Consider the following 15,053-nt stretch of genomic DNA (forward strand, 5'->3'; position numbering starts at 1 on the left):
ATTTATTTAAGAGGAGTTGCCTGCCGGTTGGCGGGCGGCCAACCTTCAGACTAAAATATATATTTATGCGCAGGACATTTCTAACGATTGTTGCCTTATCCTCCCTGTTTCGCGTACTGGCACAAACGCCCGAAGCCAAAATGAAAGCCTTTGTGGCTAACCTCATGACCAAAATGACCCTCGAAGAAAAGATCGGTCAGTTGAACCTGGTAACACCCGGCTGGGGTGTGCCAACCGGTTCAGTGGTAAGTAAAGGTGTTGAAGATAACATCCGCAAAGGGAACGTTGGCGGGTTATTCGGCATCTTTGGCCCCGATAAAATTCGCCAGGCGCAGGCCCTGGCTGTAAACGAAAGCCGCTTACACATCCCCCTCCTCTTTGGCCTCGATGTAATACACGGCCATAAAACAATTTTTCCCATTCCCCTGGGGCTCTCCTGTTCCTGGGACACGGCCCTCATAGAGCGTAGCGCCCGCATAGCCGCCACCGAAGCTTCGGCCGATGGCTTGTGCTGGGTTTACTCGCCCATGGTTGATATTGCCCGTGACCCCCGCTGGGGCCGCATTGCGGAAGGGGCCGGCGAAGATCCTTACCTCGGTTCAAAGATTGCGCGTGCCATGGTTAAAGGCTATCAGGGCAACGATCTGTCGAAAGACAATACCGTGATGGCCTGCGTAAAACATTTCGCCTTATACGGTGCAGCCGAAGCCGGCCGCGATTACAATACTACAGATATGAGCCGTATCAGGATGTACAATGAGTACCTGCCGCCTTACAAAGCGGCGGTAGATGCCGGTGTTGGCAGTGTTATGAGCTCATTCAATGAAATTGATGGGGTGCCAGCTACGGGCAACCGGTGGCTGCTGACCAACTTATTACGCGATCAGTGGGGCTTTAAAGGCTTTGTAGTATCAGATTATACCTCGGTCAATGAAATGATAGCGCATGGCATGGGCGATTTGCAGGCGGTTTCTGCAAGGGCCCTCAATGCCGGTCTTGATATGGACATGGTGGGCGAGGGATTTTTAACCACCCTGCAAAAATCACTGAAAGCCGGAACGGTAACCCTTAAACAGATCGATGATGCCTGTCGCCGCATACTGGAAGCAAAATACAAACTGGGTTTGTTTCAGGACCCCTACCGGTATGTAAATAACGCCCGCCCCGATAAAGAAATATTGACACCAGAGAACCGGAAGGCCGCCCGCGAAATAGCTGCCCGCTCCCTGGTGCTGTTAAAGAATGATAATAAAATATTGCCGCTGAAAAAAGCCGGTACCATTGTGCTGGTGGGTCCGTTGGCCAATAACCATACAGAAATGCTGGGCACCTGGGCCGTTTCGGGCGATAACAGCAAAAGCATAACCATTCAGGAAGGCATGCAAAATGTAGCCGGTAACAGTGTGCAGATAACGTATGCAAAAGGCGCCAATATTACCGATGACACCGCTTTTGCCAAACGCATTAGTCCGTTTAACAAACCAACCGAGATAGATCCACGAACACCGGAGTCCCTCATTCAGGAAGCGGTTGACGCAGCCGGTAAGGCCGATGCAGTGGTTGCCGTAGTAGGCGAAGCGGCTGAAATGTCGGGCGAATCGGCCAGCCGAAGCGATCTCGACCTGCCCGGCAGCCAGCGAAAACTGATTGAGGCCCTGGCAAAGACCGGAAAACCATTGGTGGTGGTTCTATTGAACGGCCGCCCCCTGGCCCTTCCCTGGCTTCCCGAACAGGCGCCGGCCATTGTGGAAGCCTGGTTTGCCGGTACAGAAGCCGGTAACGCCATTGCCGATGTGCTGTTTGGCAATTACAACCCATCGGGTAAGCTCACGACCTCCTTTCCACGCAATGTGGGCCAAATACCCATTTATTATAATCGCAAGAACACGGGCCGGCCCTATGAAGGCGGCAATCCGAAATTCAAATCAGATTACCTCGATGTGGTGAATGAACCATTGTATCCGTTTGGGTATGGGCTCAGCTATTCCACGTTTGTATATGATACCGTTACTCTTAACCAGAACACCTTGCACGAGGGCCAGTCGATAACCGCTTCCGTCATGGTTTCCAATAAAGGCGATGTGGCGGGGGAAGAAACGGTACAGTTGTATATCCAGGACCTGGTGGGTTCGGTAACCCGCCCCGTAAAGGAATTGAAAGGGTTTCAGAAAATTTACCTGAAAGCCGGGGACGTTAAAAAAGTAGATTTCACCATTACTGTAAACGACCTGAAGTTCTATAACAGCGAGCTGAAATATGTGGCGGAACCGGGCGATTTCAAATTATACATTGGTACCAACAGCCGCGATGTAAAGGAAGCCGCTTTCAGGTTGGTAAAATAATTTTGAGCCGTAACTTGCGCCCAAATCAGCAATCAATGACACGGGTGAAAAATATAATTTTTGATTTGGGCGGGGTTTTATTGAACCTGGATGTGGCGCAAACCCGCGATGCATTTATAAAACTGGGACTTAATCAAATAGACGAGTTGTTTCGCATAGGGCATGCGGAATCCTTTTTCAAGGATTATGAAGTAGGCACTATTTCAGATGAAGAATTTGTAGAAAAAGCGCAGCAACTGTCGCTACCCGGTACTACCAGCGACCAGGTTATTGCGGCCTGGAATGTTATGCTGCTCGATTTTCCGGTAGAACGGGTGCAACTGCTGAACCAGCTGAAAAACAAATACCGCTTATTTTTATTCAGCAATACCAATGCAATACACCTGCTGTCGTTTCACAAAACTTACCAGGATGTATATGGCGCTGCCATGGACGATCTTTTTGAAAGAGCTTATTATTCGCACCTCATCAACCAGCGCAAGCCCGATGTGGCGGCCTTTCAATATGTAATAAACGACAGCAAGCTGGAAGCAGAAGAAACCCTGTTCATTGACGATGCGCTGGTAAATGTGGAAGGGGCGCGGCTGGCCGGCTTGCAGGCGGTTCATTTAACCGGTGGCAAAACGATACTGGATCTGGGACTTTGAAGAATCGTGAAAAGGTAATCCGCCAGCTGGCGGATGAAATCGGCAATCGGCAATGAACTTCCGGTGGCGCAAGATTAGTTATTAATTTCAATGGACGGGAGCAATTCACCATTGACCCTGGCAACTACTCTTTTACCTCCTCAAAATCAATGTAATCGCCCGCTTTTGACTGTGAAGCGGTGGCGCCATTACCGGCCGTTGAGGCATGGGTGGCCGAAGTACCGTTGTGGGGTGTGTCATGTTGCTCCTGATGCTGGCGTTGGAATTCCTTAACCTGGCGGCGTACACGCCAGGTCATTTTTACAATGGGCACCAGCAGGCCAAATACAAACTTGTATAAAAAAACGGCCAGCAATATGTATAATAAGACGCGCGCAATATTCATATTAAAAAAACTAAAGGTATAAATACAGCACCTAACAAACTGTTAAGTTGGATCAAACAAAATTCCCCTTCGCTGCGAAAACAGACCTTATCGCAAAAAAATGGGAACTGGCAAAATTATACCAAATCAACAAGTTTAGACTTTTGAATGTTCATAAAACCTGATTTTTAGCTTTTCTTTCCTGGTAAAATGACGGCCGTCAGGTGTTTGAAAGTGCGTTTATTCAAAATTAACAAACGGGTTTTTGGATTTAATTATCTAATTACCTTACCTTTGCCAAGGCAAAAGATGATTAGAAAGGGAACGGAATCGTTCCCTTCTTTATTTCCCGTAAGAGCATGGAAACACCAGTACAGGCAATTGAAAAAATGATACAGGATATGCTGATCAATGATCCGGCTTATTTCCTGGTTGAGATCAAAGTAAAACCCACCAATAACGTCAAACTATTTTTGGATGGCGACCAGGGAGTGACCATTGAGAAATGTATCTCCTGGAACCGGGCTTTATACAAAAAGATCGAAGAAGAAAATCTGTTCCCGAATGGAGACTTTTCGCTTGAGGTATCCTCACCCGGCGTTGATGAACCCTTAAAATTGTTGCGACAATACAAAAAAAACCTGGGCCGCACCGTTGAGGTGATCCTTAAAGACGGTATTAAAGTTACCGGCAAAATGTTGGAGGTAAGCGAAGAAGGCATAATGATTGAGGAAACAAAAGGAAAAAATAAAAAGAAAGAGGTGTTAAACCACCAATTTCAATTTGATCAAATAAAATCAACAACAATTCAAACCGTATTTTAATTGATCTTCCCGACGGTTTGTCGGGAGGGAAAAAATTGTAGTATATGGCAAGCATAAACCTGATAGAGGCCTTCGCAGACTTTAAGGACGCAGAAAATATAGACCGCCCTACCATGATGAAAGTGGTAGAAGATGTTTTCAAAACCCTGCTGCGTAAAAAATATGGCAGTGACGAGAATTTTGACGTAATTGTGAATGCAGAGAAAGGTGACCTGGAAATTATGCGCCGCCGTACTATTGTAGAGGACGGGGCTGTTATGGACCCTCTGGCTGAAATTGCTTATAGTGATGCCGTTAAAATTGAACCCGACTTTGAAGTGGGTGAAGAATTATATGAGGAAATAAATATCCTCGATTTTGGCCGCCGGGCCATCCTGGCCGCCAAACAAACCCTGGCAAGCCGTATTAGTGACCTGAAAAAGAACGTGTTGGTAAAGAAATACGGCGACCGCATCGGCGAAATTATCAGCGCCGAGGTATACCAGGTTTGGAAAAAAGAAATTTTATTGCTCGATGAAGAAGGGAATGAGTTAATATTGCCTAAGTCTGAGCAAATTCCGCAGGACTATTTCAAGAAAGGTGAAAATATCCGCGCCGTTGTAAAAAAAGTAGAACTAAAAAACAATTCTCCGGTCATTATTTTGTCCCGTACCTCTCCCTCTTTCCTGGCAAAACTGCTTGAAATTGAGGTGCCTGAAATATTTGATGGTTTAATTGTTATCAAAAAGATCGTACGTGAACCCGGCGAAAGGGCCAAAGTGGCCGTAGAGTCGTACGACGACCGTATTGACCCGGTTGGTGCCTGCGTAGGGATGAAAGGTAGCCGTATCCATGGGATCGTACGGGAATTGAAAAATGAGAACATTGATGTTATTAACTGGACCAACAACATCCAGCTGCTGATCCAGCGCTCGCTTACCCCGGCCAAGATCACCACGCAGGATCTTGACAATGATAAGAAACAGGCAAATGTGTACCTGAAGCCCGACCAGGTGTCGCTGGCGATCGGTAAAAAAGGGGTGAATATCAAGCTGGCACAGGAATTAACAGGGTATAGCATCGACGTTTATCGCGATACAGAAGGCGAACCACAGGAATTCGATATCGATCTGGAAGAATTCAGCGATGAAATTGAAACCTGGATCATTGACGAGCTCAAACGCGTTGGTTGCGATACAGCCCGCAGCGTGCTCGATCTCACCGCCGAGGAACTGGAAAGAAGAACCGACCTCGAAAGAGAGACTATCAATGAAGTTCGCCGTATTCTGAATGAAGAATTTGAAAAAGGATAGTAGGAACTGGTTAAAAGGTCAAAGAAGCGGGAATAGTTAAAGAATTTCATATAAGTCAAAGAACTTAATCGATATTATTAATTTGACTTATATGAGCATTTTAACTTCCGTTTGACTTTTTCCCAGTAATTTGCTGATCCAAACAGCGAACAAAACAAAAAATTGTCTTACAATAACGAATGGCAGAAACAACAACAATAAGATTAATGGCCGCAGCCAAAGAGTTTAACATCGGCAAGGAAACGCTGGTAGACTTTTTGGTAGGAAAGGGATTTAACAATGACGATCTCAAACCTACGTCAAAACTGACGGAGGAAATGTATCGTGCTTTGCAACAGGAATTCCAGAGTGATAAAGTGGCCAAGTTAAAAAGCGACCAGATTGATCTGCCGAAGGGAAGTCTGGAAGCGAAGAAGAAGAAGGAAGACGATGCTGCGGCTGTGAAAAAAGAGGTGGTCAAAAAGCAGGAACCAGCTCCGGTTGTGGAAGAGAAAAAAGAAGAAAAAGTAGAGAAGGTTGAGAAAGTAGAGAAGGTAGAAAAAGTTGAGAAGACTGAAAAAGCCGAGAAGCCAGAAAAGGTAGAAGAAGTTCCGCCTGTAGTTATTCCTGAACCACCAGTTGTCGTTGAAAAAGTGGAAACCCCGCCTGTAGAGGAAAAGAAAGAAGTGATAGAAGAGCCAAAGGTGGAGGAAAAACAACCAGAAATTACAAAAGTTGAAGCGCCCGGTATTGAAGGGCCTAAAGTACTTGATAAGATCGATCTTTCAGCAATAGATTCTTCAACAAGACCGAAGAAAACACCTGTTGTTGTTAAGAAAAAGGAACAGGACGAGCCACCGGTAAAAGCGAAGGAAGAAACGCCACCGGTGATAGAAGAAGCAAAGACTCCCAAAGAAGAAGTACAGGAGCCAAAAGAAGAAACTGCTACTGTTACGCCTGTGGTGGCTGAGGAAAAGCCGAAAAAGCCAAAAGAGGAAGTTGTTCAAAAACAGCAGCCGCAACAACCACAACAGCCGGCAAAACAGATAGAAAAGAAAAAGGTACAGGAACCGGTAAAGGAAGTGCCAAAAGAAGAAGAGAAAGCAGAAGCACAACCCCCGGTTATTGAAAATATTAAAGCAGATAAACTTACGGGACCGAAAATTCTGGGCAAAATTGAATTACCGGTTGGCGACGAAGCCCGCACCAAACCGAAGCCCAACGAGGAAAAGAGGAAGCGCAAGCGCATTCCCATCGAAAAAAAGGACCAGCAACAACAGTCGGCTCAGGAAAGAGCTCAACACCTGTTCAAGAAAAGAGAACCAGGCGATCAGCGTGGCGGACAGGGTGGCCATCATGGCGGCGGCGGGCAACATGGTCATCATGGTGGACAGGGCGGCCAGCAAGGCGGCGGACAGCACCGGCAAGGTGGTGGTCAGCACCAGGGCGGCGGCGGAAACTTCAGAGGCGGTGGTAATAACCGTCCCGGTCAAAACCGTCACCAGGGAGGTGGAAATCGCCATGTATCGCGCGAGCCCAAAGAGATCAACGAAAAAGAGATCCAGGATAAAATACGTGAAACACAAGCCAAGCTCTCTGGTAATAAGGGCGGCAAGGGCATAAAAGCCAAACGCCGTCACGACAAACGCCAGAGCATGGCTGAGCGGGAAGGTGTTGACGGACAGGACAACAAGCTGCAGGTAACCGAGTTCATCAGCGTAAGCGAGCTGGCTAACCTCATGGATGTAAGCTTTGCCGAAGTGATCAGCAAGTGTATGAGCCTGGGGCTGATGGTGTCTATCAACCAACGTCTCGATGCCGAGGTAATTGAGCTGGTAGCCGGTGAATTTGGTTATGAAGCCGAGTTCATTGATATGGAAAAGCAGCTTGAACTGGAAGAAGAAGAAGAAGTGGATAATGCAGAAGATCTGCAACACCGCGCTCCCATCGTTACTATCATGGGTCACGTTGACCACGGTAAAACTTCGTTGCTCGACTATATCCGCAGTGCCAATGTAGTAGCCGGTGAGGCGGGTGGTATTACCCAGCACATTGGCGCCTACGAGGTAACATTGGCCAACGGTAAAAAGATCAGTTTCCTTGATACACCAGGTCACGAAGCGTTTACTGCGATGCGTGCCCGTGGTGCCAAAGTAACCGATATTGCAGTTATTGTAGTAGCAGCAGACGATGCGGTGATGCCGCAAACCAAGGAAGCCATCAGCCACGCACAGGCTGCCGGTGTACCTATGATCTTTGCCATCAACAAGATCGATAAAGATGGTGCTAACGCACAAAAAATATACGAACAACTGGCCGGTATGAACCTGCTGGTTGAAGAATGGGGTGGTAAATACCAAAGCCAGGAACTGAGTGCCAAGAAAGGATTGAACGTAGACAAGCTCCTGGAAAAGATCCTGCTCGAAGCAGAATTGCTGGAACTGAAAGCCAACCCCGATCGTGAAGCAACCGGTACCATCATTGAAGCTACCCTCGATAAAGGTCGCGGTTATGTAGCTACGGTACTTGTTCAAAACGGAACCTTAAAGCATGGCGACCTGGTTGTATCGGGTCAGTTCTATGGCCGTGTTAAAGCCATGTTCAACGAACGTAACAAACGCGTTGACGAAGCGCCACCATCTACCCCGGTATTGATCCTTGGATTGAATGGTGCGCCCCAGGCCGGTGAGAAGTTCAAAGTATATGAAGATGAAGGTGAAGCCAAAGAAGTAGCTAACCGCCGTGCACAGATCCTGCGTGAACAGGGTATCAGAACCAAGAAACACATTACGCTCGATGAAATTGGCCGTCGTTTGGCGCTGGGTAACTTTAAACAACTGAACCTGATCCTGAAAGGTGACGTGGATGGTTCGGTAGAAGCCCTGAGCGATTCATTACAGAAATTATCAACCGAAGAGATCGTTGTATCAGTAGTACATAAAGCGGTAGGTGCCATCAGTGAAAGTGACGTAATGCTCGCAACTGCATCTGATGCCATTGTGGTAGGTTTCAACGTTCGTCCTTCTACCCAGGCCAACCGCCTGGCCGAAAGCGAAGGAGTGGAAATCAAGCTCTACTCTATCATCTATAACGCCATTGAAGAAGTTAAGAGCGCGATGGAGGGTATGTTGGAGCCGAAGATCACCGAGAAGATCGTTGCCAACGTAGAAGTACGGAACGTATTCGTGTTCGACAAAGCAACGGTGGCTGGTTGTTATGTACTCGATGGAAAGATCCTGCGTAACTCCAAGATCCGGGTTATTCGCGATGGCATCGTAGAATATCCTAAAGGTGAAGGACAAAGCGCAGAACTACAATCGCTGAAACGCTTTAAAGACGACGTGAAGGAAGTGCCTTCAGGCATGGAGTGCGGTTTAACCGTTAAAAACTTCAGCGGTATTAAAGTAGGTGATATTATCGAAGCGTTTGAACTGGAAGAAGTAAAAAGAACATTATAAAAGCTCAGGCATAAAAGAATCAAGGCACAAGCGGGAAATCCTACTTGTGCCTTATTTTCTTCAGGCTTGTGCCATTTGTCCCGAAACTTTTGTTAAATAACCTTTGCCACTCAGTAAATGGAGAGGTAACCAGTAAATTTGGCCCTGTCCCTTCAAATTATTAATTCAGATGAAATCTGTTTTTACATTCATTTCCGCCCTGTTCCTGACTACGATCGTGATGGCCCAGGCTACACGTAAAGTAACTGCCGACAAAATTGTAGGCATTGTGGGCGATAAGATCATCCTTAAATCTGATGTTTATAACGATATTCTCGACCGCCAGCGCCGGGGAGAACAGGTTCCCGAAAACGCCAACTGCGCAATTATGGAACAGATCCTGACGCTGAAAGCCCTGGTATTGCAGGCAGAAAAAGATTCCATTCAGGTTGGTGACGATGAAATAGACGCCCTGCTCGACAACCAGATCCGCGGGTTTGTTCAAATGTATGGGTCAAAGGAAGCGCTGGAAGAAATTGCCGGCCGTACCGTATACCAGATCAAAGAAGATTTTCGCCAAACTTTTAAAGAAAGAAAGCTGGCTGAGCGCATGCGCGATAAGATCGTGGAAAATATCAAGATCACTCCGCAGGAAGTAAAAGAGTTCTTCCTGAAGAAAGATCAAAACAATTTACCCTTTTACGAATCGGAAGTAGTGATCGGGGAAATTACAGTGAACCCCAAAGCAAGCCGCGATCTCGAAAAGCTCACCATTGATGAATTGAACGATTTTAAAAAGCAGGTAGAGTCGGGCACGCAAAAATTCGAGATCCTAGCCAAATTATATACACAAGACCCGGGCAGTAAGGAAAATGGCGGGCAGTATTCTATTAACCGTACAGAAAAGACCTGGGACCCGGCTTTCCTCAACAATGCTTTCCGGCTTAAAGAAGGACAGGTTTCCCCGGTATTTAAATCAAAATTCGGCTATCACATTATACAGATGGTTAGCCGCGCCGGTGATGACGCCATCGTTCGTCATATATTGCGCATACCATCAATAACCGATGATGAAATAAATGAGGCCATCAAAAAACTGGATTCAGTACGCTCTAAACTGATCGCCGGAACTATCACCTTTGGTGAAGCTGTTGCCCGTTATAGCGAGGATGAAAATTCCAAATTTACCGGTGGTATAAGACAGGGCCAGAACGGTTCAACCTATCTGGAATTAGGTCAGTTGGATAAAGAGTTGGTTGAGTTGCTGTCGAAGACCGATCTGAAACCCGGTGAATATTCAAAACCTACACCCTACTCCGATGAAAGAGGTAAAAAAGGTGTACGCATCGTTTATTTGAAAGCCCGCACCACGCCACACCGTGAAAATCTTAAAGATGATTATGACCGCCTGGCAAAAGACGCATTGGAAGTAAAAAAACAAAAGGCACTGGAAGCCTGGTTTGCATCAAAGATCCCCTCCTATTACATAATGATCGATGATGATTTCAAGGGCTGCGGAACCCTGCATAACTGGATGCAATATGCGGCGGCAAATAATAATAAGCAGTAAAAAATTAGAAATATAAATAAGATAACACCCCGGCGAATAGTCCGGGGTGTTGCTTTTTATACAGGTTTTTGGGTAGTTGGGCCTGACAATTTTGTGGTTCCCTTTTCTTATATGCTTTTGCCCTAATGCATTATTCATTGTAATAAATAGTCATTTAAGCGTAGGTGTAAACCCTTAAATGGGTTAGAAACGCATTCGTTACTGTTGGCATAAACAACCTTTTAAGTATTTTGTATAAGTATTTACATGTAAATAGTACATTAAAGCTTAACATGTATTGTTGCAAAATGCTGTATGCTAAAACAGTCAAAGAAATCTATTCCTGAAGTTAGTCCTGATCATACCGCCCTTAGCCTTCAAACTGATACGGCGGGTGTCATCTTATCGGCTTCAGCTGACCTGCTTTCTTTTACTGGTAAGCATAAGGAAGAACTCATAGGCATCTCCTTCAAAAAGATCATTGATTCGGCCGATAAACCCAAACTACAGGCCATTCTTAATGCCGGTGTTGATACCGGCCTCATAATACAATTAGCGCTGAAAGGAAAAGCAGGTGTTCGTCATATTGGTTTTACTGCTACCTGTCAAAAAAACAATCGCACAACAGGAGATGTAATTGCCTGGGAGGCTGTACAGGAACCTGTAATCGCTGCTATTACTGAACAACCCGATACAAGTGCAGCTGAATTAATAGCCGTGCGTAATGAGCTGAAAGAAGTTACAGAACGCTATAAAGCATTTGTGCAGCAAAGTTCAGAGATCATCTGGCGTTGCGAATTAGAGACCCCCATCAATATCAACGACCCCGAAGAAAAGCAGATCCTTCAATTATTCGACGGTAATTTGGCCGAATGCAACGACCAGATGGCGCATTTTTATGGGTATGTAAATACAGCCGGTGTAATTGGTAAAAAGGTTTCGGTTTTTTTTGACCCCAACGAACCGGTTACGTATCAGGTGGTGAAAGAATTTATACAGCAGGGTTATAAGATATACCGCCGCTTATCAATGCATATTGACCACCATGGCAATCAACGGTATTTCCTGAATAACCTGGTGGGTGTGGTAGAAGGGGAAAAATTATTACGCGTTTGGACCACCCAGAACGAAATAACCCAGCTGCGGATGGCCGAAAAGGCCAATCGCTATCAGGCCCAGGTGCTGGAGAATGTTTTTGATGCTGTGATGTCAAGTGACCAGAACCTGCTGGTAAAAAGCTGGAACCAGGCTGCTGAAAAATTATATGGCATAAAGGCTGCCGATATATTGGGTCACCCTATTCATGAGTTCATTGACCTGAATTATCATGATACCACCCACGAAAAGTTGTTGCAGGCGCTGTATGCAACAGGCGCCTGGAATGGAGAGATCTCTTTTATAAGACCATCAGACGGTAAAAAAATAGTTATCTGGGCAACGATCTCCTTACTGAAAAATAATAAAGGACAGATCACTGATATCATTGCCATCAATAAAGATATTACCGAACGCAAACAGGCCGAGCAGGCGATCCGCGAAGGAGAAGAACGGTTCAGGCAATTTGCCGATGCCGCGCCGGTAATCATTTGGGTAGCCGATGAACAGGATAATACCATCTACGTAAATAAATGTTTTGAGCAGTTTACCGGAATAACATTGCAGGAAGTGGAAGGCTGGAAAAATATTGTTTTCCCGGCCGATTTGCCCGTAGCAATAGAAAAGTACAAAAGGTATTTCAAGTATCGCGAACCGGTAGTGCTGGAATACCGGCTGAAAACGAAAGACAACGAGTTTCGCTGGGTGCTCGATCATGGCGTGCCCCGCTTTCTGGAAGATGGCACTTTTGTAGGTTATATAGGTTCCATTGTTGATATACACGATCGTAAGCTGGCCGAAGAAAAGATCCGCTTTCAGGTACAGGTAATGCAGGATGTTTCGGAAGGCATTATTTCAACCGATCTTGAGTTTAATATCATCTCGTTTAATAAGGCAGCTGAAAATATCTATGGTATACCTTCAAATGATATGGTAGGGAAGCGCCTGAACGATTTCATTAACCTTTCCTACCTGTCAATTACCTGGGAGCAGGCCTTGCATCAATTGCATGAAAAAGGCAGCTGGGAAGGGCAGGCCTATTTTAATCGCCATGATGGCAAGCGCATATACCTGAATTGTGCTTTATCATTTGTAAAGAACGAACGGGGAACCCGCATAGGTTTTGCCGGAATTTACCGCGATATTACCGAGGCGCGTCAATCGCAGGAAAACCTGCGTATCAATGAAGAGAGGTACCGATCGGTAGTGGATGCGCTGGGTGAAGGCATTCTGATGCACGATAAGAACGGAATTATTATCGCCTGCAATCACAGCGCTGAAATGATATTGAACGTTTCGCGCAGCCATTTAATAGGAAGAAGTACATCGGGCACCGAAAGTACATGCATATATGAAGATGGAAAGCCATTCCCGGCAGAGCAACACCCATCATGGATCACGTTGAAAACAGGCCAGTCGCTGCAGAATGTGATCATGGGTATTCAACGGGGCGATGGTACATTGGTATGGATCAGCATCAACACCGAGCCGGTGTATTACACCGAACAACGGGTGCACCCCGATGCAGTGGTGTCATCATTTGTTGACATTACCCAGAAAAAAGCTGCCGAAATAGAATTGAAGCGCAGCCAGCAGCAGCTCAGGGAATATTCTGAACGTATAACAAACATACTGGCCAGTATAACCGATGGTTTTATTGCCGTTGATAAGAACCTGAACATATTCTTATGGAACCATGCCGTGGAACATATAACCGGTTTGGATGCAAAACATGTGATCGGCCTGGGGGTTGAAAAGATCTTCCCCAATTTTGCCGGTACCACTGAATACCACCAGTATATTGAGGCCATCAATAAAGGCAATTCTTCAAACTTTGAACATTTTCTGCCGGCATTCAATCGCTGGCTCGAAACAAGTGTATATCCGTTTTCACAAGGCGCATTCATCTACTTCAGGGATATAACCGACCGCAAAAAGCAGGAACGGTTATTAGAGCTCGAAAAAGAAGTGCTTGAAATAAATGCACAGCCTGCGGCTTCGCTGAAAACAACCATCGATTATTTCCTGGCAGGGCTCGAAAAGACCTTCCCGAATAAGATCTGTTCGGTGATCATGCTGAATGATGACAAGCAAACCATTCAGCATTTATCGGGTCCCAGCCTGCCCGAAGAATATACCCACATGGTAAATGGTATAAAGATCGGTCCGGCCGTGGCTTCCTGCGGCACTGCCATTTTCAGAAAGGAAAAAGTGATCACAATAGATGTGGAAACTGATCCGCTGTGGGATGATTACCGGCATATGGCCCGGCAATTCGATCTAAGGTCATGTTGGTCGTTCCCTATTTTAAATGCCGGCAACGATGTGCTGGCCACTATTGCTGTATATCACCGGCAGCCTGCAATACCCACCGAAGCCGAACTCAGTTTATTTGAACGCGTGAACAGCCTCCTGCGGATCATTATTGAAAATAAGAATGCCGAATTAAAGATCAGGTTGAGCAATGAACGGTATTTGCTGGTGACAAAAGCCACCAACGATGCCATTTGGGATTGGGATGTAAATACCAACACGCTGTATTGGGGCGAAGGCATTTACACCCTGTTTGGTTTTAAGCCTGGTTATATTGATAATTCAGACAATTTCTGGGAAAACTGTATTCACCCCGATGATCGCGACCGTGTGGTGAATGGGTTGAACGGGTTCCTGAAAGACGGCACCTCAAAGATCTGGGAAGATGAATACCGCTTTATAAAACCCGATGGAGAATACGCGCTGGTGTTTGACCGTGGCTTTTTGATCTTCGATCATTCAGGTAAAATTGCCCGCATGGTTGGGTCAATGCAGGATATCACCGATAAAAAAGAACTGGAAAAGAAATTATTAAAACAGGAACTCGATAAACAAAAACTCATTGCCCAGGCGGTGGTAAATGCCCAGGAAAAAGAAAGGGCTGAAATTGGTAAGGAGTTACATGATAATGTGAACCAGATATTGTCAACTGCCAAATTATATCTTGAACTGGCACAAACAGACGACAATAGCCGGCTCGAGCTCATCAATCGCAGCACCAAAAATATTTCTGATGCCATTAATGAGATCCGAACCATTTCGCGCTCCCTGGTTCCCCCAAGTATTGGCGACCTGGGCCTTATTGATTCGGTACAGGACCTTGTTGAAAACATAAAAGCCACCAGAAAATTACACGTAGAGTTTTACTATTCAGGAACCCTGGATAATATACTGGATGAAAAAAGGAAGCTGATGCTGTTCCGCATCATTCAGGAACAGGTGAACAATGTATTGAAACATGCTTCGGCCAAAAACCTGGTGATCGAACTTATTGCCGACAGTGAAGGCCATGCCGTTGACCTAACGATCAGTGATGACGGTAAAGGATTTGAGTTGGATAAAGTGCGATCGAAAAAAGGCGTGGGGCTATCGAATATCGCCAGCCGCGCTCAGTTATTCAATGGCAGTGTGCATATAGTAACAGGTTTAGGCGAAGGATGTAAACTAAAAATAAATGTCCCTATTTCAAATATCTAAACCCCCTTATTGAT

The 15,053-nt window shown here is 45.8% G+C and carries 8 protein-coding genes; 7 read left to right on the forward strand and 1 reads right to left on the reverse strand.

Features of this window, described 5'->3' with window-relative positions; all coding sequences use genetic code 11:
• Window positions 1-65: 65 nt before the first annotated feature.
• Both bglX and A3860_RS05670 read left to right on the forward strand, forming a co-directional pair.
• Window positions 66-2,342, forward strand: coding sequence for a beta-glucosidase BglX (gene bglX / locus A3860_RS05665; protein WP_081145582.1), 2,277 nt, complete (start codon window positions 66-68; stop codon window positions 2,340-2,342).
• A 35-nt stretch (window positions 2,343-2,377) separates the two neighbouring features.
• Window positions 2,378-2,989, forward strand: a complete 612-nt coding sequence (locus tag A3860_RS05670; RefSeq protein ID WP_081145583.1) for an HAD family hydrolase — start codon at window positions 2,378-2,380, stop codon at window positions 2,987-2,989.
• A gap of 124 nt (window positions 2,990-3,113) precedes the next feature.
• Here the strand turns inward: A3860_RS05670 and A3860_RS05675 are convergent, their stop codons facing one another.
• On the reverse strand, window positions 3,114-3,374 hold the full coding sequence (locus tag A3860_RS05675; RefSeq protein WP_143773967.1) for a DUF4834 family protein: 261 nt from the start codon (window positions 3,372-3,374) through the stop codon (window positions 3,114-3,116).
• Window positions 3,375-3,712: 338 nt separating this feature from the next.
• Here A3860_RS05675 and A3860_RS05680 point away from each other — a divergent pair, with 338 nt between their 5' ends.
• The 5 genes from A3860_RS05680 (at window position 3,713) to A3860_RS05700 (ending at window position 15,039) form a co-directional block, all read left to right on the forward strand.
• Entirely contained in the window at window positions 3,713-4,177 is a 465-nt protein-coding gene (locus A3860_RS05680) for an LSm family protein (protein WP_081145585.1), read from the forward strand.
• A gap of 44 nt (window positions 4,178-4,221) precedes the next feature.
• On the forward strand, window positions 4,222-5,469 hold the full coding sequence (gene nusA, locus A3860_RS05685) for a transcription termination factor NusA (RefSeq protein ID WP_081145586.1): 1,248 nt from the start codon (window positions 4,222-4,224) through the stop codon (window positions 5,467-5,469).
• A gap of 179 nt (window positions 5,470-5,648) precedes the next feature.
• Window positions 5,649-8,906 (forward strand): translation initiation factor IF-2, encoded by a 3,258-nt coding sequence (infB, locus tag A3860_RS05690; RefSeq protein WP_173820178.1) that lies wholly within the window; start codon window positions 5,649-5,651, stop codon window positions 8,904-8,906.
• Window positions 8,907-9,075: 169 nt separating this feature from the next.
• On the forward strand, window positions 9,076-10,455 hold the full coding sequence (locus A3860_RS05695) for a peptidylprolyl isomerase (RefSeq protein WP_081145588.1): 1,380 nt from the start codon (window positions 9,076-9,078) through the stop codon (window positions 10,453-10,455).
• Window positions 10,456-10,749: 294 nt separating this feature from the next.
• Complete coding sequence (locus A3860_RS05700) at window positions 10,750-15,039, forward strand: PAS domain S-box protein (RefSeq protein WP_081145589.1); 4,290 nt, start codon at window positions 10,750-10,752, stop codon at window positions 15,037-15,039.
• Window positions 15,040-15,053: the final 14 nt, after the last annotated feature.

Origin of the sequence: Niastella vici, from assembly GCF_002077945.1 — a bacterium.
Classification (GTDB): domain Bacteria; phylum Bacteroidota; class Bacteroidia; order Chitinophagales; family Chitinophagaceae; genus Niastella; species Niastella vici.

Bases quoted from the DNA above. Each gene is read 5' to 3' on its own strand.
- nusA (WP_081145586.1), top strand. From the start codon at position 4,222: ATGGCAAGCATAAACCTGATAGAGGCCTTCGCAGACTTTAAGGACGCA.
- A3860_RS05670 (WP_081145583.1), top strand. From the start codon at position 2,378: ATGACACGGGTGAAAAATATAATTTTTGATTTGGGCGGGGTTTTATTG.
- bglX (WP_081145582.1), top strand. From the start codon at position 66: ATGCGCAGGACATTTCTAACGATTGTTGCCTTATCCTCCCTGTTTCGC.
- A3860_RS05695 (WP_081145588.1), top strand. From the start codon at position 9,076: ATGAAATCTGTTTTTACATTCATTTCCGCCCTGTTCCTGACTACGATC.
- A3860_RS05675 (WP_143773967.1), bottom strand. From the start codon at position 3,374: ATGAATATTGCGCGCGTCTTATTATACATATTGCTGGCCGTTTTTTTA.
- infB (WP_173820178.1), top strand. From the start codon at position 5,649: ATGGCAGAAACAACAACAATAAGATTAATGGCCGCAGCCAAAGAGTTT.
- A3860_RS05700 (WP_081145589.1), top strand. From the start codon at position 10,750: ATGCTAAAACAGTCAAAGAAATCTATTCCTGAAGTTAGTCCTGATCAT.
- A3860_RS05680 (WP_081145585.1), top strand. From the start codon at position 3,713: ATGGAAACACCAGTACAGGCAATTGAAAAAATGATACAGGATATGCTG.